General features: G+C 64.9%; 24 protein-coding genes. 18 read left to right on the top strand and 6 right to left on the bottom strand.

From position 1 onward, the window contains the following. The first annotated feature begins 133 nt into the window (after window positions 1–133). The 3 genes from HB777_16675 (at window position 134) to HB777_16665 (ending at window position 5086) form a co-directional block, all read left to right on the top strand. Window positions 134–940, top strand: coding sequence for a MipA/OmpV family protein (locus tag HB777_16675; GenBank protein QND65370.1), 807 nt, complete (start codon window positions 134–136; stop codon window positions 938–940). Between the two features lie 260 nt (window positions 941–1200). Beyond that, window positions 1201–4194 carry an isoleucine--tRNA ligase gene (locus HB777_16670; GenBank protein ID QND65369.1) on the top strand — a complete coding sequence of 998 codons (2994 nt, stop codon included), beginning with the start codon at window positions 1201–1203 and terminating at the stop codon, window positions 4192–4194. 139 nt (window positions 4195–4333) lie between these two features. After that, the gene (locus HB777_16665) at window positions 4334–5086 is read left to right on the top strand and encodes a hypothetical protein (protein QND65368.1); all 753 of its coding nucleotides are present in this window, start codon (window positions 4334–4336) and stop codon (window positions 5084–5086) included. A 42-nt stretch (window positions 5087–5128) separates the two neighbouring features. Here HB777_16665 and HB777_16660 read toward each other — a convergent pair whose 3' ends face one another. Continuing rightward, complete coding sequence (locus tag HB777_16660) at window positions 5129–5578, bottom strand: nucleoside deaminase (GenBank protein ID QND65367.1); 450 nt, start codon at window positions 5576–5578, stop codon at window positions 5129–5131. 182 nt (window positions 5579–5760) lie between these two features. Here HB777_16660 and HB777_16655 point away from each other — a divergent pair, with 182 nt between their 5' ends. From HB777_16655 to HB777_16635, 5 genes are all read left to right on the top strand, one after another. Further along, window positions 5761–7965, top strand: a complete 2205-nt coding sequence (locus HB777_16655; GenBank protein ID QND65366.1) for a pseudouridine synthase — start codon at window positions 5761–5763, stop codon at window positions 7963–7965. Further along, the gene (rsmD, locus tag HB777_16650; protein ID QND65365.1) at window positions 7962–8516 is read left to right on the top strand and encodes a 16S rRNA (guanine(966)-N(2))-methyltransferase RsmD; all 555 of its coding nucleotides are present in this window, start codon (window positions 7962–7964) and stop codon (window positions 8514–8516) included. The genes HB777_16655 and rsmD overlap by 4 nt, the downstream gene beginning before the upstream one ends. Before the next feature lie 221 nt (window positions 8517–8737). Then, window positions 8738–10108 (top strand): insulinase family protein, encoded by a 1371-nt coding sequence (locus HB777_16645; GenBank protein QND65364.1) that lies wholly within the window; start codon window positions 8738–8740, stop codon window positions 10106–10108. Between the two features lie 251 nt (window positions 10109–10359). Continuing rightward, window positions 10360–11709: an insulinase family protein gene (locus HB777_16640; GenBank protein QND65363.1), complete on the top strand. Its 1350-nt coding sequence runs from the start codon at window positions 10360–10362 to the stop codon at window positions 11707–11709. Beyond that, complete coding sequence (locus tag HB777_16635) at window positions 11706–12575, top strand: patatin-like phospholipase family protein (GenBank protein ID QND65362.1); 870 nt, start codon at window positions 11706–11708, stop codon at window positions 12573–12575. The genes HB777_16640 and HB777_16635 overlap by 4 nt, the downstream gene beginning before the upstream one ends. Window positions 12576–12639: 64 nt before the next feature. Here the strand turns inward: HB777_16635 and HB777_16630 are convergent, their stop codons facing one another. Then, entirely contained in the window at window positions 12640–13182 is a 543-nt protein-coding gene (locus tag HB777_16630; GenBank protein ID QND65361.1) for a dihydrofolate reductase, read from the bottom strand. Between the two features lie 260 nt (window positions 13183–13442). After that, on the bottom strand, window positions 13443–14009 hold the full coding sequence (gene efp / locus HB777_16625) for an elongation factor P (protein ID QND68795.1): 567 nt from the start codon (window positions 14007–14009) through the stop codon (window positions 13443–13445). 120 nt (window positions 14010–14129) lie between these two features. On the opposite strand from efp, the gene genX reads away from it, so the two are divergent. Beyond that, complete coding sequence (genX, locus tag HB777_16620) at window positions 14130–15170, top strand: EF-P lysine aminoacylase GenX (GenBank protein QND65360.1); 1041 nt, start codon at window positions 14130–14132, stop codon at window positions 15168–15170. Window positions 15171–15284: 114 nt separating this feature from the next. Beyond that, the gene (locus tag HB777_16615; protein QND65359.1) at window positions 15285–16535 is read left to right on the top strand and encodes an FAD-binding oxidoreductase; all 1251 of its coding nucleotides are present in this window, start codon (window positions 15285–15287) and stop codon (window positions 16533–16535) included. A gap of 23 nt (window positions 16536–16558) precedes the next feature. Here the strand turns inward: HB777_16615 and HB777_16610 are convergent, their stop codons facing one another. Then, window positions 16559–16975 (bottom strand): dioxygenase, encoded by a 417-nt coding sequence (locus HB777_16610; GenBank protein ID QND65358.1) that lies wholly within the window; start codon window positions 16973–16975, stop codon window positions 16559–16561. 168 nt (window positions 16976–17143) lie between these two features. Between HB777_16610 and HB777_16605 the strand changes: the two genes are divergently transcribed. The 6 genes from HB777_16605 (at window position 17144) to HB777_16580 (ending at window position 22763) form a co-directional block, all read left to right on the top strand. Further along, window positions 17144–18487 (top strand): TldD/PmbA family protein, encoded by a 1344-nt coding sequence (locus tag HB777_16605; protein QND65357.1) that lies wholly within the window; start codon window positions 17144–17146, stop codon window positions 18485–18487. Continuing rightward, entirely contained in the window at window positions 18474–19277 is an 804-nt protein-coding gene (locus HB777_16600) for a 3'(2'),5'-bisphosphate nucleotidase CysQ (protein ID QND65356.1), read from the top strand. Before HB777_16605 ends, HB777_16600 begins: the two co-directional genes overlap by 14 nt. Window positions 19278–19380: 103 nt before the next feature. Further along, window positions 19381–19626 (top strand): DUF4170 domain-containing protein, encoded by a 246-nt coding sequence (locus HB777_16595; GenBank protein QND65355.1) that lies wholly within the window; start codon window positions 19381–19383, stop codon window positions 19624–19626. A gap of 5 nt (window positions 19627–19631) precedes the next feature. After that, a complete protein-coding gene (locus HB777_16590) occupies window positions 19632–20423 on the top strand; it encodes a DUF374 domain-containing protein (GenBank protein ID QND65354.1) in 792 nt (263 codons plus the stop codon). Continuing rightward, complete coding sequence (locus HB777_16585; protein QND65353.1) at window positions 20420–21736, top strand: 3-deoxy-D-manno-octulosonic acid transferase; 1317 nt, start codon at window positions 20420–20422, stop codon at window positions 21734–21736. Before HB777_16590 ends, HB777_16585 begins: the two co-directional genes overlap by 4 nt. Window position 21737: 1 nt before the next feature. Further along, window positions 21738–22763 carry a tetraacyldisaccharide 4'-kinase gene (locus tag HB777_16580; protein ID QND65352.1) on the top strand — a complete coding sequence of 342 codons (1026 nt, stop codon included), beginning with the start codon at window positions 21738–21740 and terminating at the stop codon, window positions 22761–22763. Window positions 22764–22842: 79 nt separating this feature from the next. Here the strand turns inward: HB777_16580 and HB777_16575 are convergent, their stop codons facing one another. After that, entirely contained in the window at window positions 22843–23076 is a 234-nt protein-coding gene (locus HB777_16575; protein QND65351.1) for a DUF2093 domain-containing protein, read from the bottom strand. Window positions 23077–23201: 125 nt separating this feature from the next. Here HB777_16575 and HB777_16570 point away from each other — a divergent pair, with 125 nt between their 5' ends. Further along, window positions 23202–23792, top strand: a complete 591-nt coding sequence (locus tag HB777_16570; GenBank protein QND65350.1) for a hypothetical protein — start codon at window positions 23202–23204, stop codon at window positions 23790–23792. Window positions 23793–23834: 42 nt separating this feature from the next. Here HB777_16570 and HB777_16565 read toward each other — a convergent pair whose 3' ends face one another. Beyond that, window positions 23835–24740 carry a LysR family transcriptional regulator gene (locus tag HB777_16565; protein QND65349.1) on the bottom strand — a complete coding sequence of 302 codons (906 nt, stop codon included), beginning with the start codon at window positions 24738–24740 and terminating at the stop codon, window positions 23835–23837. A gap of 112 nt (window positions 24741–24852) precedes the next feature. On the opposite strand from HB777_16565, the gene HB777_16560 reads away from it, so the two are divergent. Next, window positions 24853–25746 (top strand): DMT family transporter, encoded by an 894-nt coding sequence (locus tag HB777_16560; GenBank protein QND65348.1) that lies wholly within the window; start codon window positions 24853–24855, stop codon window positions 25744–25746. Window positions 25747–25914 lie beyond the last annotated feature (168 nt).

Genomic DNA, 25914 nt, shown 5'->3' with positions numbered 1-25914 from the left:
CAACGTCCAGTCGACGACCGGCGGCGGGATCGCGGCAAACCGCGAGCGGATGTCTCGGGTTTAAATCAAATTTTACCAAACGGCGGTCAAAGCTGTCACCGGTAACCGTGTGTATTGTGTTAGTGGAGTGGCCATGAGTCCGGTCGGAAGAATCTCTCTGGTGTTGGCCGCAGCAGTGCTGGGTGGCGCGGGCGTTGCCAATGCGGGCGAGGGCAGCTGGCTGTCCGGCGACTGGTATCTGACCGTTGGCGCCACTGGCATGATGGCGCCGAATTTCGAGGGCGGCAAGAAGTACCTGCTCAGCGCCTCGCCGATCATTTCGTTGGGCAAGGCCGGGCCGGCGGCGCGCTTTGTCTCGCGCAACGACAACATCTCGCTGGCGCTGGTCGACGACGGCGGTGTCCGCGCTGGCCTGACCGGCAAGTTCCTGTTCTCGCGTGACGATGGCAATGCCGATGAGCTGAAGGGTCTCGATCCGGTGCGCTGGGGCGGCGAAGTCGGCGGCTTCTTCGAATTCTATCCGACCGATTGGCTGCGCGCCCGCGCCGAGTTGCGCCACGGCATTCGCGCCCACAACGGCTTTGTCGCCGACATCGCTGCCGACGCCTTCTATGATGTGACGCCAACCGTGCGGATTTCGGGTGGGCCGCGTGTTTCCTTCGCCTCGGGCAACTATTTCGACGCCTATTATGGCGTCAATGCGCAGGAGGCCGTGGCCTCGGGCTTGAGCGAATATCATCCCGGCGGCGGCCTGAAATCGACCGGCCTTGGCGGCGCCATAACCTGGAAGGTGACCGAGCCGATGACCGCCAGCCTGTTTGGCGAATATTCGCGCCTGATGGGACCGGCGGCCGATTCCAGCCTGGTCAAGGAACGCGGCGACCGCAATCAGTTCATGATCGGCGTGTCGACCACATATCGCTTCGATTTCACGATGTAAGTGAATCGAACGAGAGACGCTTTATTCCTGCGCCTATCTCCGCTAAAAGCCGGGGCATGACGAGCTTTTCGCGCCTCTGCGGGCTGACGATACGAATTATATGCCCGGTGTTCCGGGCGGCCTGAGCGCCGCCGGAGCCGCCGGGAATGTTGCGCGCGGCCTCTCGCGCTTTTTCCAAATCATCAGGCACGTCGCCCAAAGTGGCCCCGGTTTTGGGAAAACGACATGCTCAAAAAGTATAGTTCAACGCCCGAGCTCCTTTGCCGCCGGGCAATGCACATGGCAGACCAATGACCGACACCGCTGAAACGATCGACTATTCCAAGACGCTTTACCTGCCGCAGACGGATTTTCCGATGCGCGCCGGCTTGCCGGAGAAGGAGCCGCTGCTGGTCAAGCGCTGGCAGGACATGGACCTTTACCGCAAGCTGCGCGAAAGTGCTGCCGGCCGCACGAAATACGTGCTGCATGACGGCCCGCCCTACGCCAACGGCAACATCCATATCGGCCATGCGCTGAACAAGATCCTCAAGGACGTCATCACCCGCTCGTTCCAGATGCGCGGCTACGACTCGAACTATGTGCCCGGCTGGGACTGCCATGGCCTGCCGATCGAATGGAAGATCGAGGAGCAGTACCGCGCCAAGGGCAAGAACAAGGACGAGGTGCCGGTCAACGAATTCCGCAAGGAATGCCGCGAGTTCGCCGCGCACTGGATCACGGTGCAGGGGGCTGAGTTCCAGCGGCTCGGCGTCATCGGCGACTTCAAGAATCCCTACACGACGATGGCTTTCCATGCCGAGTCGCGCATCGCCGGCGAGCTGTTGAAATTCGCCATGTCGGGCCAGCTCTACCGCGGCTCCAAGCCGGTGATGTGGAGCGTGGTCGAGCGCACGGCACTGGCCGAGGCCGAGGTCGAGTACCAGGATTATGAGTCCGACACGATCTGGGCGAAGTTTCCGGTCGCCAGCCTGGTCCGTCCCATCGATGATGGTGAAACCAAACTGACGGAGGGAGCGCTCGATCTGCTGCAGGCCCACGTCGTCATCTGGACAACTACGCCCTGGACCATCCCAGGCAACCGGGCGGTCAACTATTCGCCGCGCATCAGCTATGGCCTCTACGAGGTCACGGCGGCCGAGAACGCGTTCGGCCCGCAGCCGGGCGAAAAGCTGATCTTTGCCGACGCACTGGCCGAAGACGCCTCGGCCAAGGCCAAGGTCACCTTGAATCGTATCCGCAGCGTTTCGGCGCAAGAGCTTGGAAGCCTTACGCTTTCGCATCCGCTCAAGGGCTTTGGCGGCGGCTACGAATTTGCCGTTCCGATGCTCGCCGGCGACCATGTCACCGACGATGCCGGCACCGGCTTCGTTCACACCGCGCCCGGCCACGGCCGCGAGGACTTTGACGCCTGGATGGATGCGGCGGTGGATTTGCGCGCACGCGGCATCGACAGCGCCATCCCGTTCACCGTCGACGATGGCGGCTTCTTCACCAAGGACGCGCCGGGTTTCGGCCCGGATCGCGAGGGTGGACCGGCGCGCGTCATCGACGACAACGGCAAGAAGGGCAACGCCAACCAGGCCGTCATCGACGAGCTGATCAAGCGCAACGCCCTGTTCGCGCGCGGCCGGCTGAAGCACAGCTATCCTCACTCCTGGCGGTCCAAAAAACCGATCATCTTCCGCAACACGCCGCAATGGTTCGTCTACATGGACAAGGACCTCGGCGACGGCTCGACGTTGCGCAGTCGTGCGCTGAAGGCGATCGACGACACCCGTTTCGTGCCCGCCGCCGGCCAGAACCGCATCCGCGCCATGATCGAGGAGCGCCCGGACTGGGTGCTGTCGCGCCAGCGCGCCTGGGGCGTGCCGATTGCCGTGTTCGCCGATGCCGACGGCAATGTGCTGAAGGATGAGGCGGTCAACCAGCGCATCATGGACGCCTTCGAACAGGAGGGCGCCGACGCCTGGTTCGCAGCCGATGCCAAGGAGCGTTTCCTCGGCAATCACGATGCCTCCAAATGGAAGCAGGTGATGGACATCCTCGACGTCTGGTTCGATTCGGGCTCGACGCATGCCTTCACGCTGGAGGATCGTCCGGATCTGAAATGGCCGGCCGACGTCTATCTCGAAGGCTCCGACCAGCATCGCGGCTGGTTCCATTCCTCGCTGCTGGAAAGCTGCGGCACCAGGGGCAGGGCGCCTTACGACACCGTCGTCACCCATGGTTTCACCATGGACGAGGATGGCCGCAAGATGTCGAAGTCGCTCGGCAACACCGTCGTGCCGCAGGACGTCATCAAGCAGTCGGGCGCCGACATCCTGCGTCTGTGGGTGGTGACGACCGACTACTGGGAGGATCAGCGGCTCGGCAAGAACGTGCTGCAGACCAACATCGACGCCTACCGCAAGCTGCGCAACACCATCCGCTGGATGCTGGGCACGCTCGCCCATGACGATGGCGAGGAGCTGCCGCTGGAGAAGATGCCGGAGCTGGAGCGGCTGATGCTGCACCGGCTGGCCGAGCTCGATGAGGTCGTGCGCTCGGGCTACGACGCCTTCGAATTCAAGCGCATCACCCGCATGCTGCTCGATTTCATGGTGGTCGAGCTGTCGGCGTTCTATTTCGACATCCGCAAGGACGCGCTCTATTGCGACGGGCCGTCGAGCGTGAAACGCAAGGCTTCGGTGCAGGTGGTGCGCCATCTCTTCAATTGCCTGGTGAAATGGCTGGCGCCAATGCTGCCCTTCACCATGGAAGAGGCCTGGCTCGATCGTCATCCCGACGCCGTCTCGGTGCATCTCGACCAGTTCCCGCAGATCCCGGCGGACTGGAAGAACGAGGCGCTGGCGGAAAAATGGCGCCAGGTGCGGCAGGTGCGGCGTGTCGTCACCGGCGCGCTGGAGATTGCGCGCGCCCAGAAGGTGATCGGGTCGTCGCTGGAAGCAGTGCCGGTCGTCACCATCAACGATGCAGCGCTCGAAGCGGCGATAGCCGATGTCGACATGGCCGAGATGGCGATCACCAGCGATCTGGTGATCGCTCATGGGCAAGCGCCTGCGGGTGCCTTCACGCTTGACGACGTCAGGGGTGTCGCCGTGGTGGTCGAAAAGGCCTGGGATCGCGGCCTGGTGAAATGCGCACGGTCCTGGCGCTACACCGCCGATGTCGGCCAGGATCCGGAATTCCCGGATGTTTCGGCGCGCGATGCGGCGGTGCTGCACGAATTGAAGGCGCTTGGCCGGCTTTGACAGGCCGGCCGGCTAGCTTGATCGGTGCACAAATGCCACGCCGGGCGGGCGAAAACCGCCCGCGCGTTGCCCTTAACGAGTGGTTGAGGTAAACACGCGAAACTCCGGAAGACAAATTGTCGCCGGATTTCCGTCGCAAGTGCTTGGACGATGGGGACTGGTCATGAGGCCGGTGGCAATCGAGAGGCTGTCTACAGTGGGACTTTTTGGCATGACCGAGAGATATAATGCGCGCCTGGCGCTGTTGGCGCCGCTTGTCGCATCGGGCCTGGCTTTGTCCGGCTGCATGGGCTCTCCGACCTATGGCACCGACAAGACCGCCGGCGAACAGCTGGCCGGCGATATTTCGGGCGCCTTTTCATTCGCGCCGAAGCGCAAGGAACAGATCGACTACAAGCCGCGCCCGACGCTGGTGAAACCGGCGCCAGGCCAGAAGGAAGCGCTGCCGGCGCCACAGGACAGCATCGAGACGGCGAGCGCCGAATGGCCCGAATCGCCCGAGCAGCGCCGCGCCCGCCTGCGCGCCGACGCCACCGCCCATCAGAACGATCCGGCCTATCAGTCGGAGATCATCGACGACGTGCAGACCGATCCGGTCTCGGTGAAGAAGGCACTGGCGGAGTCAGGCTCGAGCCACCCGCCGGCGTGGTCGCCCGCGGATTCCGACAAGGGTCGCTCCGCCGAGATCCAGCGTCGTCTCGCCGATAGCAAGCAGGGTGACCCGAACACCCGCAAATACCTCAGCGAGCCGCCGGTGCAGTATCGTGTCGCGGCCGGCACGGCGCCGCAGGGCGAGCTTGGCGAGGACGAATACAAGAAGGAACGCCGTCTCAAGAAAGAGGCGGAAGGCAAGAAGGGCAGCGGCTGGTTCGACTGGATGCCGTCCCTGTAAAAAAACCGCCTCTTTGTTGTTTCTTGCCGAAGGGCGCCCGGTTCAGCCGCGCCGTTCCCGGAAAAATTCTTTGAGCAGCACGGCCGCTTCGGTCTCGCCCATGCCCGGATAGATGTCGGGCGTGTGGTGGCAGGTTGGCGAGGCAAAAAAGCGCACGCCATTGACCACCGCGCCGCCCTTGTCGTCGGCGGCGCCGAAATAGAGCCGGCGCAGCCGGGCAAAGGAAATGGCGCCGGCGCACATGGCGCAAGGCTCAAGCGTCACATAGAGATCATGGCCGGTGAGCCGCTCGGCTGACAGTTTGCGGCAGGCTTCGCGGATGACCAGCATCTCGGCATGCGCGGTCGGATCGGCAAGTTCGCGGGTGCGGTTGCCGGCGCTGGCGACAACGCCATCGCCATTGGCGATGACGGCGCCGACCGGCACTTCGCCACGCAAGGCGGCAGCTTCGGCCTCCTTCAGCGCCAGCGCCATGAAATCGGGCCGCGTCACGCGATTTCCATTCCGATTATCTCCTCGCCACCTGACGGTGATCCTGTTATTGAGCGCATGACCTCGAAAATCGGGACTCGGTTTTCGAAAATGATCATGCGCCACATCAAAAGTGCTACAGCGTTCGTTGCGCGCCCGAAAGGATGCGCCACGCTGTAGCAGCGCAAACGGATAAAGGCCACATGGACGACAACGACAAGAAATTCCGACCCAAGAAGGGGCCGGCCAGGAGTGGCCCGAAAGTCGCGGGACCGCGCGGCCGTGATAGCGGCGCCGGCAAAGGCGGCAAGCCGTCCTTCGGCGCCAAGAAACCTTACACACCGCGTGGCGATCGGCCGATGGCTGCCGATGGCGAGCGGCCGAAGCGCGACTTCAAGGGCGGCGACAAGCCATTCAGCAAAGGTCCGCGTCCCGAAGGCAAACCCTTTGAGAAGCGTGAAGGGCCACGCAAGCCCTATGCACCGCGCGGCGACCGTCCGGTGGCCGCTGAAGGCGAGCGTAAGCCGTATGAAAAGCGCGAAGGGCCACGCAAACCCTACGCACCGCGCGGCGACCGCCCGGTGGCTGCTGAAGGTGAGCGCAAGCCCTATGAGAAGCGCGAAGGCCCACGCAAACCTTATGCGCCGCGTGGCGACCGGCCGATGGCCGCCGAAGGCGAGCGCAAGCCCTATGAGAAGCGCGAAGGACCGCGCAAACCTTATGCGCCACGTGGCGACCGGCCAATGGCGGCCGAAGGCGAACGCAAGCCTTATGAAAAGCGCGAAGGGCCGCGCAAACCTTATGCACCGCGTGGTGACCGGCCGGCTGCGGCGGCAGAGGGCGGCGAAAAGCGCTTCGACCGTCCCAAGCGTGATTTTGGTGACCGCGCCCCGCGCGACTCCGGCGATCGCCCGAAGCGTGACTTCGCTGACCGCCCCAAGCGTGATTTCGGCGATCGTCCCAAGCGGGATTTCAACGATCGGCCGCAAGGCGCGTCAGGCGGCAGCTTCAAGCCGCGCCCGCGTCCCGCCGAGGCTGCGGAAGAGGCAGGCGAACGCATCGCCAAGCGGCTGGCGCGTGCCGGCCTCGCCTCGCGCCGCGATGCCGAGGAACTGATCGCCGCCGGTCGCGTCAAGGTCAATGGCCGCGCCCTGACTTCGCCGGCCTTCAACGTGATGCCTGATGACATCATCCATCTCGACGGCATGGAAATCCCGCCGATCGAGCGCACCCGGCTGTTCCTGTTCCACAAGCCGGCCGGCGTCGTCACCACCAACCGCGATCCCGAGGGCCGCAAGACCGTCTTCGACGTGCTGCCGGCTGAATTGCCGCGGCTGATGACCATCGGCCGGCTCGACATCAACACCGAAGGCCTGTTGCTGCTTACCAACGATGGCGGCCTGTCGCGCGTGCTCGAACTGCCGGCAACCGGCTGGCTGCGCCGCTACCGCGTGCGCGTCCACGGCAAGGTCGAGGAGAGCGCGCTTGCCGGCCTGCGTGAAGGCATTGCCGTCGACGGCGTGTTTTACGGCGCCATCGAAGCGACGCTCGACCGCGAGCAAGGCACCAATGCCTGGCTGACGATCGGCCTGCGCGAGGGCAAGAACCGCGAAGTCAGGAACATCCTCGGCTCGCTCGGCCTCGATGTGACGCGGCTGATCCGCATTTCCTACGGCCCGTTCCAACTCGATGACCTCGCCGAGGGCCATGTGCTGGAGATCAAGGGCAGGGTGTTGCGCGACCAGCTTGGCGAGCGCCTAGTCGAGGAATCAGGCGCCAATTTCGACGCCGATGTCACCAAACCGTTTTCCAACAAGCCGGTGCGGCGCACCGAAATCCGCGAGCCGGAGCCGGAACGGCCGAAGTTCACCCGCGATGGCGAGCGCCGTCCGATCGGCGAGGGCGGCTTGATCAAGAACCGCAAACGCCGCGAAGGCAGCCGCGACGAGGCGCTGGGCAAGCTGTCGACAAGTCCCGACAGAAGCGCAGGGTCCGAGAAGAGCTTTGGCGAACGCGGTCCGCGTCCCGAACGCAGCTTCGGCGACAAGCCCCGTGGTAGCTTTGGCGACAAGCCGCGTGGCGGCTTTGGTGACAAACCGCGTGGTGCTTTTGGCGGCAAGCCGGGCGGCGGCAAGAAATCCGAGCGCGAGCAGCGGCCGATCGAGCCGCCCGGCCAGCGCAAGGCCAATGTCTGGATGGCGCCGGGCGCGCGGCCGATCGGCAAGGGCCGGGCAGAAGCGGACGCCGCCAAGGCGGCTGACGCCAAGGCGCGCAAGGCATCGTTCAAGCCGTCCTATGGCAAACCCGCCGGCGCAAAGCCGTTCGGCAAGCCGCGCGGCGAGCGTCCGGGCGGTGCCGGCGGTGGTGACCGTCCGCGCAATGGTCCCAGGGGCCCCAAGGCGAGATGAGAATCGTCGGCGGTGAGTTTCGCGGGCGTCCGCTGGCGACGCCTCGCTCGAGCGCCATCCGTCCGACGACCGATCGCACCCGCGAGGCGGTCTTCAACGTGTTGGCGCATCGCTTCGCGGAGCAATTGGACGGCGCGCGTGTGCTCGACCTGTTCGCCGGCACCGGCGCTCTGGGACTCGAAGCACTGTCGCGCGGTGCCTCCTACGGCGTCTTCATCGAGGAATCGGCCGAAGGTCGTGGCCTCATCCGCGACAATGTCGAGGCTTTTGGCCTGACCGGCCGCACCAAGATCTTCCGCCGCGACGCCACCGGCCTTGGCGAGGCCGGCACGCTGGCGCCGTTTGGCCTTGTCTTCGCCGACCCACCCTATGGCAAGGGCCTTGGCGAGCGCGCCCTGCAGTCGGCGAAAGCCGGCGGCTGGCTTCGCCCCGGCGCGCTGTGCGTGGTCGAGGAGGCCGCGGTGGCCGCTTTCGAGCCAGGTCCCGGTTTTTCCGTGCTGGACGAACGCAACTATGGCGAGACCGTCATCCGCTTCATCGAGGCGGCCTGATAAGCCTGCGTTCGTGGCCGGCCTCTTTGCCGCCGCCTTTGCCGGCAACATGACCAACAATTCACTTTGCTTGTCGCCAACACCCTGCCTATCGTCCTGCCTAGAGCAATTCCAGGAAAAGTGTGAAGCGGTTTTCAGTCCGGAATTGCGTCAAAACAAAGAGATAGAGCGGTCAACGTTTCCGTGAAACGATGATCCGCTCTACGAAATCGGAGCCGTTGATGACATTTAGGGCTGAATGGCTGCGCGCAACGCTGCTGGCGACGTCGCTGGCTTTCACGATCACAGGCCCGGTGCTGGCCGAGAGCGCGCCGGACGCGTTCAAGGTGACGGACTTCCTGCTCGATAATGGCATGGAGGTCGTCGTCATTCCCGACCATCGCGCGCCGATCGTCACCCATATGGTCTGGTACAAGATCGGCAGCGCCGACGAGCCGCCCGGCAAATCGGGCATCGCGCATTTCTTCGAGCATCTGATGTTCAAGGCGACGACCCACCATGCGGCGGGCGAGTTCGACCGCGCCATCTCCGACATCGGCGGCTCCAACAACGCCTTCACCTCCTACGACTACACCGCCTTCCACGAGACGGTGGCGCCGTCGGCGCTCGAACTGATGATGAGCTTCGAGGCCGACCGCATGCGCAACCTCATCCTCACCGACGATGTCATCAAGACCGAGCGCGATGTCATCCTCGAGGAGCGCCGCTCGCGCATCGACAACAATCCGGAGGCGGTTCTGGACGAGGAGGTCGATGCCACGCTGTGGCAGAACCAGCCCTATCGCATTCCGGTCATCGGCTGGATGCAGGAGATGCAGCAGCTGAACCGCACCGACGCGACCGCCTTCTATGACAAATACTACCGGCCCAACAACGCCGTGCTGATCGTCGCCGGCGATGTCGAGCCGGACACGGTGAAGGCGCTGGCCGAAAAGACCTATGGCAAGGTGGCGCGTGGCCCCGATCTGCCGCCGCGCATCCGTCCGGTCGAACCGGAGCAGAACACCAAACGTACGGTCACGCTCGCCGATGCCCGCGTCAGCGTGCCGAGTTTTTCCACCCAGTGGGTGGTGCCGTCCTATCATTCCGGCAAGCCGGGCGAGGCGGAAGCGCTCGACCTCTTGGCGGAAATCCTCGGCGGCGGCAATCGCAGCCGGCTTTACCAGGCGCTCGTCGTCCAGCAGGGCATCGCCTCCAGCGCCGGCGCCTTTTTCCAGGGCACGATGCTCGACGACACCAATTTCACCATCTACGGCGCGCCGCGCGGCGATGCCAAACTCGCCGACGTCGAAGCGGCGGTCGACGCGGAAGTGGCACGCATCGTCAGGGACGGTGTTACGCCATCGGAGCTGGAAAAGGCCAAGGATCGCTATGTCAGATCGATGATCTTTGCCCGCGACAAACAGGATTCGATGGCCAACATCTACGGCTCGACACTGGCCACCGGCGGCAATGTGCAGGACGTCCAGCAATGGCCGGACCGCATCCGCAAGGTTACGACAGATGAGGTAAAGGCCGTCGCCGCGCGCTATCTGGTGCTTGCCCGGTCGACGACCGGTTATCTCTTGCCGCAGCAACAGGCGGGGAATTGACGATGATGTCGAGATTGAGCGTTGGCGCTGCCCCTCACCTGCCTGCCGGCATCCTCTCCCCGTATAGTGACGGGGAGAGGGGCGCTGTCGTCACCGGTTTCGCCAATCACCAGCGTTGCAAGACGAGCGCCGAGGGTGCGGCCAGCCTCCTTCTCCCCGTCACTATACGGGGAGAAGTGCCCGGCAGGGCGATGAGGGGCGGCGCCGACGTCGACAATTGTTCGTCTGGAACACAAGTTGGAAACTATCATTTGCCTGTAGCGACTATCCCGAGCCGCGCCGCCGCCCCACTGATCACATTACTCCTCTCCATCCTCTTCCTGGTCCTGCCCGTACTCACGGCGCGTGCCATGGACATCCAGTCCGTCACCTCGCCAAAAGGCATCACCGCATGGCTGGTCGAGGACTATTCCGTGCCGATCGTCGCCATCCGCTTCGTCTTCGGCGGCGGCTCGACGCAGGATCCCGTCGGCAAGGAAGGGCTGGCCAACCTGATGACCGGCCTGTTCGACGAAGGTGCCGGCCCGCTCGATTCGGAAGGTTTTCAGATCAAGCTCGACGATGCCGGCGCCGAGATGGGCTTCGACGAGAGCCGCGACGGCATCTATGGCTCGATGCGCATGCTGGCTGAGCAGCGTGACCAGGCGTTCGAGCTGTTGCGGCTGGCGGTCAACGAGCCGCGCTTCGACCAATTGCCGATCGACCGCATCCGCTCCCAGATACTGTCCGGCATCATCGCCGGCGAGAACGACCCCGACACGGTCGCACAGAACAAATGGGCGCGCGCCCTCTATGGTGATCATCCCTATTCCCGCTCCGACCAGGGCACCAAGGAAAGCATCGCCACCATCACGCCGGACGACCTGAAAGCCTTGCACAAGGCGGTTTTCGCGCGCGGCGGCCTGCATGTCGCTGTGGTCGGCGCCATCGATCCCGAGACGCTGAAGAAGAAGCTCGACATGGTGTTCGGCGACCTGCCGCAGAACCAGGCGCTGAGGCCGGTGGCCGATATCGACCCGAAGCTGGCGCAGCATGTCGAGGTCGACTACGACCTGCCGCAGACCTCGCTGCAGCTCGCTTTTCCCGGCGTGAAGCGCAAGGCGGCGGATTTCTTTCCAGCCGTGCTTATGAACGAGATCCTCGGCGGCGGCACCTTCACCTCGCGCCTGTTCCAGGAGGTGCGCGAAAAGCGCGGGCTGGCCTACAGCGTCAACTCCTCGCTGATCAACCAGGACCACGCCAGCGCGCTGATCGTCAGCACCGGGACGCGGTCGGACCGGGCGGCCGAGACGCTGGGCATCGTCCGCGACGTGGTCAAGCAGCTGGCCGAGCAAGGCCCGACCGAGGCGGAGCTTGCGGCGACCAAGAAATATTTGACCGGCGCCTATGCCATCAACAATCTGGACTCGTCGAGTTCCATCGCCGCGACGCTGGTCGAGCTGCAGCTCGACGATCTCGGCATCGACTACATGCAGCGCCGCGCCGGCTACATCAACGCGGTGACGCTCGATCAGGTCAAGGCGGCGGCGAAGAAGCTGCTGTCGGCCGAGCCGACCATCATGGTCATAGGACCGAAACTGGCCGGAGCCGGCAAGGGATGAGCCCGACCTTCGGCATCGCCTTCGGCGGCGGCGGCGCGCGCGGACTGGCGCATATCCATGTCATCGAGGCGCTGGACGAGCTCGGCATCCGGCCGGTGGCGATAGCTGGCTCGTCGATCGGCGCCATCATGGGCGCCGGCATGGCCTCTGGCATGACCGGCAAGGATATCCACGACTATGCCCGCTCGATCCTCGGCCGCCGCGCCGAAGTGGCAAGCCGCATGTGGCGGGCGCGGCCGGGCACCATCGCCGAAGCCATGCAGAACGGCATCCGCGTCAGCCAGTTCAACGTCGAGCGCATCCTGAAAGCCTTTCTGCCCGAGGCCATTCCCGAAACCTTCGCCGAGCTGAAAATCCCGCTCAAGGTGACCGCGACCGACTATTTCGGCCATAAGCTCGCTGTCTTCGAAGACGGCGACCTGCACTCCGCATTGGCGGCCTCTGCGGCCATCCCCGCCGTGTTCCGCCCGGTGACGCGCGACGGCAGGCTGCTGATCGACGGCGGCATCTACAACCCCGTGCCGTTCGACCTGATCGAGAACGATGCCGACATCATCATCGGCGTCGACGTGGTCGGCGCGCCGGAAGAGGCCGACCGCAAGCAGCCGACCTCCGTCGACCTGATGTTCGGCGCCACCCAGCTGATGATGCAGTCGATCATCGCCAACAAGCTGAAGCAGTGCCGCCCCGACATCCTGGTTCGCCCGGCGGTGTCGAGATACCGCGTCCTCGATTTCCTGAAGATCGACGCCTTGATGAACGAGACGGTGGATATCAAGGACGAGCTGAAGCGGCAGGTGGAGAAGGCGGTGGAGGCGAGGAGCGGGGCTGCCGTCAAGGGGCGGCGAGGGAAGAAGGCCGGGTAAGGAGCGGGCGCGACGTCGGATTGTCCAGGGTCGAGCGCTGTTGTCATACAAGCCTGGAAGCCGACTACGACTTCGTCGCCACCGGCGCATACTCCAGCGCCACAACGCCGTTGCTGAACGGCGTGGCCGAAATCAACTCGAGCGGCAGCGACTCGCCGGCTGGGAACAGCGGCTTGCCCTGGCCGACGGCGCCCGGATAGCTGAGCAGCCTGACGCGGTCGACCAGGCCATGGCGCAGCAATTCCTGCGCGACGCTGAGGCTGCCATGCACACAGATGTTGCCGCCGCTGCCTTGCTTCAGGGTCCTGACCGCTTCGGGCAGCGGTCCCTTCAGCAATTCGGCCGGCTTCCAGTCGAGCGTCTTCAGGCTGGTCGAAGCGACATATTTCGGCAGCGCGTTGAACCGGTCGGCAAAATCTCCGGTTTCCTTGGGCCATGATCCGGCAAAGATCTCGTAGGTCGTGCGCCCCAAAAGCATGGCGCCGCTATCGGCAAGCTCGTCTTCCTTGAACCTGTTCATCTCATCGTTCCAGGTCACGCTGGGCAGCTTCTCGACCTCAGCAATGCCATCGACGCTGATGAATTCGGTGACGATAAGTTTTCGCATGGTGCTCTCCTTCTTCCGTCAGAGGACGAACCGCGCAGGGCCTTTGCGACAGGCTTCGTGAAAAATATCGCTGCGCGGTGGAGAGGAGGGGGGAGACGCGCCGCTATCAAGCGGGGGTGGACCGCAGCATCCGGTGCGGAGGGGACGAGAACCACGAGGGTGAGGACGTGAAGAGAAGACGGCCGGGCTGGCGCGAGACAATCGCGAGCCCAGTGAAATGTGGAGATGGCTGGGAAGCCCGTGATCCCAGCGCCGCCCCCTCAGTCCTTCGCCCGCTCCACATAAGCCCCATCGGCCGTCATCACCACCACGCGGGTGCCCGGCGCGATGTGCGGCGGCACCAGCGTGCGCACGCCGTTGGAAAGCACGGCCGGCTTGTAGGAGGAGGAGGCCGTCTGTCCCTTGGTCGTCGGCTCGGTTTCCACCACTTCGAAGGTGGCGCGCTGCGGCAGCACCAGGGAAATGGCGATGCCGTTGAACTGCGACACCTGCACGGCCATGCCTTCCAGCAGGTAAGGCGCCATGTCACCGACCACGGCTTCCGACACCGCGACCTGGTCGTAGCTTTCCGGGTTCATGAAGTGAAAGCCTTCGCCGTCGCGATACAGGAACGTGTGCTCGCGCTCTTCCACATAGGCGCGCTCCACCTGCTCGGTGGTGCGGTAGCGCTCGGACACCTTCACCCCGTCGCCGATGCGGCGCATGTCGAGCTGCGTTACCGGCGTGCCCTTGCCGGGGTGGATGTTTTCGGCAAAGAGGATCACATAAAGCTTGCCGTCCTTGTCGACGACATTGCCTTTGCGGAGCGAACTGGCGATGACTTTCACCACGGTTTTAAATCCTGCAAGAAGAGTTGACCGGCGTTTGCCGGCTTGTGCGGCGCTGGATGGGGGCCTACCGCATCTTGGCCGCCGCCGCCAGCCCCATTCCACCATGATCTGAGCCCCATGACCGAAGCTTCGCCCTGGTGGACGCCGCATGTCCATGCCGACCGCCGCCCGCGGCTGATGCTGCGCAACGCCATTGCCGCCGGCCTGCGCGACTGGTTTGCTGCCCATGATTTCATCGAGGTGGAAACGGCCGCTCTGCAGGTCTCGCCTGGCAACGAGGCGCATCTGGCGGCTTTCGCCACGCAAGCGATCGGGCCGGACGGCGCGCGGTCGCCGCTCTATCTCCACACCTCGCCGGAATTCGCCTGCAAGAAGCTGCTCGCCGCCGGTGAGCAGCGCATTTTCAGCTTTGGTCCGGTCTACCGCAACCGCGAGCGCGGGCCCTTGCACCATCCTGAATTCACCATGCTGGAATGGTACCGGGTGGGCGAAGTCTATGAGAGCCTGATGCAGGATTGCGCGGCCTTTCTGGTGCTGGCCGCGACGAGGGCAGGGGCGACGCGCTTTTCCTTCCGGGGCCGCGACTGCGATCCGTTCGCCGAGCCGGAACGGCTGACGGTGGCGGACGCTTTCACCCACTATTCCGGCATCGATCTGCTGGCCACGGTCGCCGCCGACGGCAGCACCGACCGCGATGCGCTGTACGCCGCCTTGATCCGCGCCGGCCTGCGCACCGCGCCCGACGATAGTTGGGCCGACCTGTTCAGCCGGGTCATGGTGGAAAAAATCGAACCGTTTCTCGGACAGGGGCGGGCGACCATCCTGTGCGAATATCCGGTGGCGGAGGCGGCATTGGCGCGGCCGAGCCCGCGCGACCCGCGCGTCGCCGAGCGTTTCGAGCTCTATTGCTGCGGCGTCGAGCTCGCCAACGGCTTTGGCGAACTCACCGACGCCGAGGAGCAGCGCCGGCGCTTCATCATCGAGATGGACGAGAAACAACGCATCTATGGCGAGCGTTATCCGCTGGACGAGGATTTTCTCGCCGCCCTCGCCATCATGCCGCCGGCCAGCGGCATCGCGCTCGGCTTCGACCGGCTGGTGATGCTGGCGACCGGCGCGCAAAAGATCGAAGACGTCATCTGGACGCCGGTCGCCTGACGCGCGGGAAGATCTGGCCCATTCGATTTCAGGGATGAAGGCTGGACCCTGACCCCGAACCAAGAGACCACATGATCGGTACGGGATTTCAAGGTCAATCGGGAAGATCCAGCAGTGGCAGCACAGGAAACCGTTGAAATCGCCATTGTCGGCGCTGGCGTGGTGGGGCTGGCGACGGCGCTCCGCCTTGCCGCGGATGGCCGCGAGGTCCTGCTCATCGACCCCAACGAGCCTGGCTCCGGCGCCTCATCAGGCAATGCCGGAACGATTGCCGAATACGCTTGCATGCCGGTCGGCACGCCTGCCGTGCTGCGCGCTTTGCCAAAGCTGCTGCTTAATCCCGACAGCCCGTTTTCGCTGCGCTGGCCGGCACTGCTGCAGCTGGCGCCATGGCTGGTCCGGTTCATGCGGCAATCGCTGCCGGCGGCGACCCGGGCCAATGCGCTGGCGCTTGCCGGACTGCTGGCCGACGCCTTGCCGGCCTGGGAGGAAATGGCTGGGGCGGCCGACCTCGGCGGTCTGCTGCGCCGCAATGGCTGCCTCTACCTCTATCGCCGCGAAAGTGATTTTGCCGCCGGGGCCGGTGGCCGGGCCATGCGCGCCGGCTTCGGCATTCACCAGGAGATTTTGAAGTCCGACGAGGTGGCAGCACTCGAGCCCGGCCTGCCGGCGAGCGGGACGCGTGGGCTGTACTTCCCGGATTCGATGAATGTCACCGACCCGAAGGCGGTGATGCAGAGATTGCTGGGCGCAGCCACCGCCCGTGGTGTGTCGGTGACGCAAGCTGAGATTACCGGGCTGCAGGTCGAGGCAGGCGGTGTCCAGCTCCGCGGCCCCGGCTTTCGCATCAAGGCGGGTACGGTGGTGATCGCCGCCGGTGCGCGCTCGCGCGCGCTGGCTGCGCAAGCCGGCGACAGGATTCCGCTCGAGACCGAGCGCGGCTATCACCTGGAATTCCAGATCGACGCGCCGCTGCTGACCAGGCCGGTCTGCCCCGTCGATCTCGGTTTCTACCTGACGCCGATGACTGGCCGCTTGCGGGTCGCCGGAACCGTAGAGCTCGGCGGGCTCACCGCGCCGCCAAATCCGCGCCGGCTGGCGCTGCTCGACCGTGGCGTCAGGCAAATCTTTCCCAAGCTCGGCTCACCGTCGTCGCAATGGCTCGGCTTCCGGCCGTCCCTGCCGGATTCCCGACCGGTCATCGGCCCTTCATACGGCAGTTCCCGGGTGATCCATGCTTTCGGTCATGGCCATCTCGGCCTGACGCTCGCCCCGATCACGGCGCGGCTGGTCGCGGACCTGATCGGCGGACGCGGCGATCCCGCGCGCCTCGCACCCTTTGCGGCGGATCGTTTCGGTCGTTGATCGGCCGGTGCCTGCGTCCTGATTTAGTGCGCGAAAACCTGCTCCAGCGAACGAAAGCCCTTGAATTCCAAGGCATTGCCCGAGGGGTCGCGGATGAACAGTGTTGCCTGTTCGCCGGGCTCGTCCTTGAAGCGGACCATCGGCCGTTCCAGCCAGTCGATGTCGTCGCGCGCCTCCAGTCGCGTCGCCAGGCGCTGCCAGTCGTCCATCAAGAGCACGGCGCCAAAATGCGGGATCGGCACGACAATGCCGTCGACCTTGCCGTCGCTGGGCGCCTGTGCGGCCTGCGGCCGCAGATGCGCCGACATCTGGTGGCCGAACAGGTCGAAGTCCACCCAGGTCGCCGACGAGCGGCCGATCGCGCAGCCCAGCACCTCGCCATAGAAAACGCGGGTTTCATCGAGATCACGGACCGGGAAGGCGAGATGGAAAGGCGTCATCGAAAATGCTCCGAGCGGGCGATAGGGCCAGGTTGCGATGCGACAGTTCGCGATTTGAACCGTCAACCCTGCATCTTGATTGAAGCCTATGCCATTGCACAAGCCGGACCGGAACAATAGATGGGTGGGCAGCGGCCAGACGCCGGCCGCACCAGCAGGATTTCAGGCATGACCGATATATCAGACGCAGCAAAATTGACCGACCGCGTCGCGGCTCTGGTCGAGGCTGCCAAAAAGGCCGGCGCCGATGCCGCCGACGCGGTGGCTGTGCGCGGCCGCTCGACCGGCGTGTCGGTGCGTCTCGGCAAGGTCGAGGGCACCGAATCGTCCGAGAGCGAGGATGTCGCGCTGCGCGTCTTCGTCGGCGGTCGGGTGGCAAGTGTCTCGGCGACAGCGGCCTCGGATCCGAAGGTGCTGGCCGAGCGCGCCGTGGCGATGGCAAAGGTGTCGCCGCAGGACCCCTATCAGGGGCTGGCCGACCCGGCATTGCTCTCCAAACAGACGCGCGATCTCGACCTGTTCGACGCCACCGAAGTCTCGGCCGACCAGTTGAAGGAGGCAGCCCTGGCGGCGGAAGCGGCCGCCCTTGCCGTCAAGGGCGTGACCAATTCGGCCGGCGCCAGCGCCGGTGCCGGCCTGGGTGGTCTGGTGCTGGCCACCTCGCACGGCTTCCTCGGCCATTATGTGGGTTCGCGTTTCTCGCGCTCGGCCAGCGTCATCGCTGGCGAGGGCACGGGCATGGAGCGCGATTATGAATTCTCCTCGCGCCAGCATTTTGCCGATCTCGATGCGCCCGAGGATATTGGCCGCAAGGCCGGCGAACGCGCCGTGCGCCGCATTGGCGCGCGCAAGGCGGCGACCGGACCGGTAGACGTGGTGTTCGACCCGCGTGTCGCGCGCGGCATCGCCGGCCATCTTGCCGGCGCCATCAACGGCGCCTCGGTCGCGCGCAAGACCTCGTTCCTGCGCGACATGATGGGCAAGCAGGTGGCTGCGTCCGCCATCACCGTCACCGACGAGCCGCTCAGGCTGCGTGGCCAGGCCTCGCGTCCGTTCGACGGCGAAGGCGTCGAAGGCGAAAAGCTGTTGATGGTCGAGAAGGGCGTACTCAACCACTGGTTCCTGTCGACATCGGCCGCGCGGGAACTGGGCCTCGTCACCAATGGGCGCGGCGCGCGCGGCGGTTCTTCCGTCTCGCCATCCTCCACCAATCTCGCCATCGAGCCTGGCGAGCGGTCGCCGGAAGAGCTGATCAAATCGCTCAAGACCGGATTCTACGTCACCGAGGTGTTCGGCCAGGGTGTCGATATGGTCACCGGTGAATACAGCCGTGGCGCCTCGGGCTTCTGGATCGAGAATGGTGAACTGGCCTATCCGGTCGCCGAGGTCACGATCGCCTCGAACCTGAAGACCATGTTCCTCAACATGGTGCCGGCAAGCGATCTCGACCGCAATTTCGGCACCGCGGCCCCGACGCTCCTGATCGAAGGCATGACCCTTGCCGGAGCATGACCTCATCACTGCCGGGGCCACCGAAGACTTGCCGTTGCTGCGCGATGCCGCCCGCGAGGCAGGGGTCATCGCCATGCGCTACTTCGGCAACAGCCCACAAGTCTGGATGAAGGGCGGCACGTCGCCGGTGAGCGAGGCCGACCATGCCGCCGACGCCTATCTGCGCGAAACGCTGCTGGCAGCGCGGCCGGACTATGGCTGGCTGTCGGAAGAGACAGTCGACGATCCGGTTCGGCTTTCGGCACGCCGCACCTTCGTCGTCGACCCGATCGACGGCACGCGCGGTTTCCTGGAAGGCCAGCGCACCTGGTGCGTCAGCGTTGCCGTCGTCGAGCAGGGCCGCACGCTGGCCGGCGTGCTGGAATGCCCGGCGATGGAGGAGACCTATTGGGCGCTGCCTGGCCAGGGCGCCTTCCGCAACGGCAAACGCATCGCGGTGCGCAAGCTGGGGGATACGGCCGAGATTTCCGGGCTGAAGCAGCTGACAGACCTGATGCCGGCCGAATGGCAGGCGCGGCTGAAGCGGGCGCCCTACAGCCCTTCGCTCGCCTATCGGTTGGCCATGATCGCCAATGGCGCGCTGGATGCCACTTTCGTCAAGCCGAACGCGCATGACTGGGACATTGCTGCGGCCGATCTCATCCTTCGCGAAGCCGGCGGCCAATTGCTCGACCAGCATGGTCGCGCCCCGCTCTACGCGGGCGAAGTGACCCGCCACGGTGCGCTTGCCGCCGGCAGCGGTGAATTGCTGGCCGTGCTCGCCGGCGTCATCGCTGGGCTGGATGCGTGAAAGCGTTTTCCCGTGCGAGATGAATTCATCTCGCTCTAAAGGTTCCAAAGTCGGCGGCTTTGGTCTAGACCTGTCACAAACTCACGATATGTGAAGGACCGACATGGCCGCGGAAGACGGAAAGAAACAGCTTTTGCATCTGGTGTTCGGTGGCGAACTGAAGAAGCTTGGCGGCACCGAATTCCGCGATCTCGACGGGCTCGACATTGTCGGCATCTATCCCGACTATCAATCCGCGCACACGGCGTGGAAAGCCAAGGCGCAAGCCAGCGTGGACAACGCCCACATGCGTTATTTCGTCGTTCATCTGCACCGGCTGCTCGACCCCGACGACAAGGCTGCCGGTTGACTTCGATGGAGCATGATCTGGCGAAAGGGCCAGCGAGCGAGGCCGCCCCCACCGGCAGGGGACGCAGCCGCACGACCAAGGCCTTTTGGCGCAAGATTCGCCAACCGCTGGCGCAGTCACGATTCGTCAAGAACGCCATCGCCAGCCTGTTCGCCCAGTTCGTCCGGTTCGTGCGCCTCACCAATCGCCTCGTCGAAGGATCGGCGCGGTTTTCAGGCGGGGCTTATACCGAGTTCGAGCCGGGCATCATCGCCCTGTGGCACGGCCAGCATCTGCTGACGCCAGCCTACTACCCCAAGCGCAAGCCGCTGGTCGCCATGGTCTCGCGTAGCGCCGATGCCGAGCTCAACGCGTTGATGCTGGAGAAATTCGGCATCGAGGCGGTGCGCGGTTCGGGTGGGCGTGAAAACGCCAGGCATCTCGACAAGGGCGGGGCAAAAGCGCTTATCGCCCTGAAAAAGTCGCTCAGTGCCGGCAAGAACGTCGCCATGATAGCAGACATCCCGCATGGTACGCCGCGAGACGCAGGACTTGGTATCGTTCTGCTGGCGCGGCTCTCCGGTCGGCCGTTGCTGCCTGTCGCCATCACCACCAGCCGCCGCAAGGTGCTGGAGAAGAGCTGGGACAAGACCACCATAAACCTGCCGTTCGGCCGCTCGTCGATCGTCATTGGCACGCCGATCTTCGTGGCGGCCGGCGCCGATGAAGCCGAAATGGAGCGCAAGCGCCAGGAAGTGACCGTCGCGCTCAACGCCGCGACCGCCGAGGCCTACCGTCTCGTGGATGCTCCGCGATGAGCGGTTTCTGGGCGCGAACCATGCTGTCGGCATATCGTTTTGCCGGTGCCGCCGCCTATCCGCTGGTCGGACCCTATGTCGCCTGGCGCACCTCGCAGGGCAAGGAAGACCGCAACCGCCGCCGCGAGCGCTATGGCGTCGCCGGTCGCGCGCGCCCCGACGGGCCGGTGATCTGGATCCATGCCGCGAGCGTCGGTGAGACAATAGCCGTCGTGCCGCTGGTCGAAAGCATTCTCGACTATGGTGTCAACATCGTGCTGACGACCGGCACGGTCACCTCGGCGCAGGTTGCCGACGAGCGGCTCGGCGATCGCATCATCCACCAATATGTGCCGCTTGACCTCAAGCCGGCAGTCAGCCGGTTCCTCGATCACTGGCAGCCGGATTTGGCGATCATCGCCGAATCCGAGATCTGGCCGATGACCATCCTCGAGCTTGGTGCGCGCCGCGTGCCGCAGGTGCTGGTCAATGGCAGGCTGTCCGACCGCTCGTTCAAGTCGTGGAAGAAACGGGCCAACATCGCCGAGGCGTTGTTCGAGAACCTGGCTCATGTGGTGGCGCAGTCGGATGTCGATGGCGAGCGGTTTCTCGCGCTCGGCGCGCGGCCGGTCACCGTGTCCGGCAATCTCAAGGTCGATACCTCGCCGCCGCCGGTCGACGAACGGGCGCTGGCAACGCTGCGGCGGCAGATCGGCGCGCGCCCGACCTGGGCGGCGATCTCGACCCATGACGGCGAGGAGGTGGTCGCCGCGGAAGTCCACGCGACGCTGCACAAGCGTCACCATGGTCTTCTGACGATCGTCGTTCCGCGCCATCCCGATCGCGCCGAGGCGCTTGCGGCACAGATTTCCGGCATGGGCCTGAAGGTTGCGCGGCGCAGCAAGGGCGACAGGATCGCTGCCGACACCGACATCTTGCTTGGCGATACGATCGGCGAGATGGGGCTCTATCTCCGGCTGACCGAAATCGCCTTCGTCGGCCGCTCGCTGACCTCCGAGGGTGGCCAGAACCCGCTGGAGCCGGCCATGCTCGACACGGCGGTTCTCGCCGGGCGCAATGTGCAGAATTTTCGCGAGGCCTACCAGCGTTTGCTCGACAGCGGCGGCGCCAAGCTGGTGCGCGATCGCGACATGCTGGCCGGCGCCGTCAATTTCCTCCTGACCAACGAAGTGGCGCGCCACGAGATGATGGCGGCGGGTGTGGCGACCGTCGACGAGATGCGCGGTGCGCTGGCGCGCACGCTGAAATCGCTTGAGCCCTACATCCAGCCGCTGGTCGTCAAGTCGCGCCTGAAGGGCGCGAACGGGCGCTAGCGTGGCTTCCGAAGCACCACCATTCTGGTGGGAAGAGCCGGACTGGCGGGTCCTGGCACTGTCGCCGCTATCGGCCATCTACGCGGCCGCCGCCGGTCGCGGCATGCGGCGGGCCAAGCGCGAGAAGATCGAGGCACCGGTTCTGTGCATCGGCAATTTCACCGTCGGCGGCACCGGCAAGACTCCCGTGGCCATCGCGCTCGCCCAACAGGCCAAGCGCATGCATCTGAAACCCGGCTTCCTGTCGCGCGGTCATGGCGGCTCGTTTGCCGAGCCGCATGTCGTTGATATCCATCACGACAGCGCCAGGCATGTCGGCGACGAGCCGCTGCTGCTGGCCGAACACGCGCCGGTGGCGGTGACGCCGAACCGCGCCGCCGGCGCCCGGCTGCTGCTGGAACGGCATGGCTGCGATTTCCTGATCATGGACGATGGGTTCCAGAGCGCCCGCATCCACATCGACTACGCGCTGGTCGTCGTCGATGCGCGCTATGGGATCGGCAATGGCCGCGTCATTCCGGGCGGTCCGCTCCGCGCCAGGGTCGTCGACCAGCTGGTTTTCACCAGCGGGCTGTTGAAGATGGGCGAGGGCACCGCCGCCGATGCGGTGGTGCGCCAGGCGGCCCGCGCCGGCCGGGCGATCTTCGAAGCCCATACTGAACCAAGCCGCAAGCAGGGGTTTGCCGGCAAGCGGTTCCTCGCCTTCGCCGGCATCGGCCATCCCGACAAATTCTTCGACACGGTGCGCGAGGCCGGCGGCGAGGTGGTTCTCTCCAAACCCTTTCCGGACCATCATTTCTACGCCGAGGACGAGCTCGCCGAACTGGCGGCGACTGCGCGCGCCGAAAGCCTCGGCCTCATCACCACCGCCAAGGACGCCGCCCGGCTGCGCCATGGCGCCTCGCAGGACTTTCTCGACCGGCTCGAGGTGCTGGAGATCGACACGGTTTTCGAGCTCGACAATGTTCCCGAGCGCATCATCGGCGAGACGCTCGATGCCTGGCGCCAGCGCAAGCTGAAGGGCTAAAGCAATTCCAGGAAAAGTGTGAAACGGTTTTCCCGGGAAAAGCGCATAGCGCTTTCCCTTGGGAATTGCGTCAAAACAACTAGCCCCGCTTACGCAGCTCCGGATGCATCTCGATTTCACGGCGCAGCGAAGCGGTGGCGTTCACGTAAGGCTCCTGCCTGGCGACGCTCCAGTATTTCAGCTCATCCAAGGGGATGTTTTCCCCGGTCACCGCGCAGCGCACGAATGCGCCGGGGCTGGTGACCTGGAAGTCGCCATCGAGGTAGCGGATGCGGGCTTCCTTGCCGCCGGGGCCTTCGAAACGGTTCATCATGCGGGGACGCCGAGGTTCATGGGGATTTCATCGCCATAAATTCCCGGCGAGGTCAAGCATGTGACAAGCCTGAGACAATGCTGCCCCCCTATTGTTGGGGAGAAAAATGCTGATGTCGGGGCACTATGGACATTTCCTCCGCCCGCCTTGCCGCCTTGCTTAGGGAAACGATGACGCCCCAGGCCGTGCCGTCGGCAAAGGCCGACCCAGCCATGACGGCACTGGTCAAGGCGCTGGTCCAGCCGCCTGCGCCGTCCATGCTTGCGCAACAGACAGCGCCGGCATTGTTGGCTTTGCCGGCGGCGCCGATGGTCGTCAAATCGCAACAGATCGCGTCGGCTGGCATCGTCGAGGCCTACCTTGCCCAGCTCGAGACGGGAGAAGAGGCGGCATTGGCAACGGCCGTGGCGAGAAAGGCAGAGCCGCAAGCCGAAACGCAGCGAGCCGTCTTGCCGCCTTCGGCAACGGCCAATGACAATGCCCCCGCCAGGGTTGCGGGGTTGTCATTGCTCTCGCTTATCCCGCCGCAGGCTCCGGTCCCGCGCAGCGCTGCCGCCCTGGATACGCCAGCGGGCCGGCACTGGCCGGCCAATCAATCCCGTGGCGGTGCGGCGCCGAACCCCGAGCACCTGCTGGTGAAAATCGGCTTCGTTTCGACAATGGCCGGTTTGCTGGGAACCGTGGTCCTGGGGTTTGTTCTGTTGTTGCTTCGCTGAGCTTCGAAGCGGCTGGGTTTTGGGATGTGCCGGGCGGAAGGCCTACCGCTCGGCCTCGATGAAGGCCTCCATCTTTTCCGGCGCCAGCCCTGCCTGCACCGCGACACGGCGCGCCAGTTCCGCCGCGGCGGCACGTGGCCGTCCCATCGGCCGGTCGAGCCAGTAGGATACCGGATTGAGCGCGGTGCGCTCGTCGACGGGAGTGATGCGGCCCGACTTCAGCTGATGTTCGGTCAGCGGCGGGCGCGCCAGCGCGATGCCGAGCCCGTAGGCAGCGGCGTCGAGCACCAGATTGTAGTCCTCGAAGCGGCGGTCCTGCGGGCGCGGGCGGTAGTCCATGCCTTGCGCGGCAAACCAGGCGCGCCAGGCCGACGCGTCGGAATCGTTGATCAGCGGATATTTGAGCAGCCGGGCAGGGTCGCCGCGGCCGATCTCGCGGGCAAGCTCGGGTGACGCGACGGGGAAGACATGTTCCTCGAAAAGCTGCACCGAGATGCGGCCCGGAATGCCCCCGCGGCCACAGCGGATAGAGAGATCGATGCCCTCATCGGCAAGGTCGGCCTGACGGATATCGACGTCGAGCACGATGCGCAGCTTGGAGGGATTGTTCTCCAGCGCCGCCATGCGCGGCATCAGCCACAGCCCGCTGACCGAGGGGATCGAGGTCAGCCGCACCACCGCCGTGCCGCGCGGCTCGACCCAGCGGTCGGAATGGGTAGATATCAGCGCGAAGGCTTCCGCCGTGCGCAGATGCAGCCTGTTGCCCTCGATCGTCAACGAGACGCCACGCGCGCCGCGATCGAACACTTTCAACCCCAGCCAGTCCTCGAGCTTGGCGATCTGCCGGCTGACGGCGCCGTGGGTGATGTTGAGCTTTTCGGCCGCCGCCGAAAAGCTGCCTGTCCGCGCCGCCGCATCGAAGGCGCGCAAGGTTTCAAGTGGTACCATTGTGTCGGAGCTGTGATCCATAGTCACAGGTGATCCTCGATTTGGTCGTTTGTCAACTGGCCTGAAATGGCGTTTTCTGCACCTCGAGACGGAAGAACACGAGGACAGTGAGATGAGCGCGATGACGGGCACGTTGAATTCGACACAGCGGATGGACACCACGGCAGCCATCGCCGTGGCGCTGACGGTGGTTGGCTGGGCCTCTGCCTTTCCGGCGATCCGCGCCGGCCTCGCCGCTTTTGGACCACTGGAACTGGGTGCGTTGCGCTTTGCCATTGCCGCCGTGCCGGCGGCGATCTTCCTCGCCGTCAAGCGCCCGGCATTGCCCAGGCTGGACGAAGTGTGGCGCCTGGTCTTTGGCGGCGCCATCTTCGTCGCGCTCTACACCGTCATGCTCAATTTCGGCGAACTGACCGTCTCGGCCGGTGCCGCCGGCTTTATCATCAATGTCAGCCCGATCTTCACCGCCATCATGGCAATGGCGCTGCTTGGCGAGCGTTTTTCGGGCATGGCCTGGGCAGGCACCGTGATTTCCTTCGCAGGCATTGGCATCATCGCCATGGCCGACGGGCAGGGCCTGTCTTTTAACACCGGCGCTCTCCTGGTGCTTGGCTCGGCCTTGTGCTCGGCCGTCAACACCATCGTCCAGAAGCCGCTGTTTGCCCGCCATCATCCATTGACCATTTCAGCTTCCAACATGGTGCTCGGCGCACTCTGCCTGTCGCCCTTCCTGCCGAGCGGCTTTGCGCAGGCAGCGGTTGCCGACGCCGCCGGCCTAGGCGCTGTGATCTTTCTCGGCATCGTGCCCAGCCTGATCGCCTATGCCGCCTGGGCAACCGCGCTGTCGCGTCTGCCGGCCGCACGTGCGTCGAACTTCCTCTATCTGGTCTCGCCCATGTCTGCCCTGATCGGCTTCTTCTGGCTGGGCGAAGTGCCTACGCTGCTTGGCATAATCGGCGGCGCGCTGGCGCTTGGCGGCGTCATCGTGGTGAATTTGAAGCGTTAAGTCAGAGGGTTGGGGGTATTCCTTGACGCGACAAGAGCCGCTGAAAGCGGCTCTTGTCGGACCCCACCCCGCTGCTTCGCAGCGACCCTCCCCACAAGGGGGAGGGTGAGGAAGCGCGGCGCCGACTCTGCATAAAAGCGCTCTTGTGGAGATGCGGAAAAAAGCTCG

Origin of the sequence: Mesorhizobium loti, from assembly GCA_014189435.1 — a bacterium.
GTDB lineage: Bacteria > Pseudomonadota > Alphaproteobacteria > Rhizobiales > Rhizobiaceae > Mesorhizobium > Mesorhizobium loti_G.
This window is presented reverse-complemented; position numbering and strand designations above follow the sequence as displayed.

Excerpts from the sequence above, each read along its gene's own strand:
- HB777_16635 (QND65362.1), top strand. The coding sequence starts at position 11,706 with ATGAGCCCGACCTTCGGCATCGCCTTCGGCGGCGGCGGCGCGCGCGGA.
- HB777_16585 (QND65353.1), top strand. The coding sequence starts at position 20,420 with ATGAGCGGTTTCTGGGCGCGAACCATGCTGTCGGCATATCGTTTTGCC.
- rsmD (QND65365.1), top strand. The coding sequence starts at position 7,962 with ATGAGAATCGTCGGCGGTGAGTTTCGCGGGCGTCCGCTGGCGACGCCT.
- HB777_16655 (QND65366.1), top strand. The coding sequence starts at position 5,761 with ATGGACGACAACGACAAGAAATTCCGACCCAAGAAGGGGCCGGCCAGG.
- HB777_16560 (QND65348.1), top strand. The coding sequence starts at position 24,853 with ATGAGCGCGATGACGGGCACGTTGAATTCGACACAGCGGATGGACACC.
- HB777_16610 (QND65358.1), bottom strand. The coding sequence starts at position 16,975 with ATGACGCCTTTCCATCTCGCCTTCCCGGTCCGTGATCTCGATGAAACC.
- HB777_16675 (QND65370.1), top strand. The coding sequence starts at position 134 with ATGAGTCCGGTCGGAAGAATCTCTCTGGTGTTGGCCGCAGCAGTGCTG.
- HB777_16645 (QND65364.1), top strand. The coding sequence starts at position 8,738 with ATGACATTTAGGGCTGAATGGCTGCGCGCAACGCTGCTGGCGACGTCG.
- HB777_16575 (QND65351.1), bottom strand. The coding sequence starts at position 23,076 with ATGATGAACCGTTTCGAAGGCCCCGGCGGCAAGGAAGCCCGCATCCGC.
- HB777_16605 (QND65357.1), top strand. The coding sequence starts at position 17,144 with ATGACCGATATATCAGACGCAGCAAAATTGACCGACCGCGTCGCGGCT.
- HB777_16630 (QND65361.1), bottom strand. The coding sequence starts at position 13,182 with ATGCGAAAACTTATCGTCACCGAATTCATCAGCGTCGATGGCATTGCT.
- genX (QND65360.1), top strand. The coding sequence starts at position 14,130 with ATGACCGAAGCTTCGCCCTGGTGGACGCCGCATGTCCATGCCGACCGC.
- HB777_16595 (QND65355.1), top strand. The coding sequence starts at position 19,381 with ATGGCCGCGGAAGACGGAAAGAAACAGCTTTTGCATCTGGTGTTCGGT.
- HB777_16570 (QND65350.1), top strand. The coding sequence starts at position 23,202 with ATGGACATTTCCTCCGCCCGCCTTGCCGCCTTGCTTAGGGAAACGATG.
- HB777_16590 (QND65354.1), top strand. The coding sequence starts at position 19,632 with ATGGAGCATGATCTGGCGAAAGGGCCAGCGAGCGAGGCCGCCCCCACC.
- HB777_16565 (QND65349.1), bottom strand. The coding sequence starts at position 24,740 with ATGGTACCACTTGAAACCTTGCGCGCCTTCGATGCGGCGGCGCGGACA.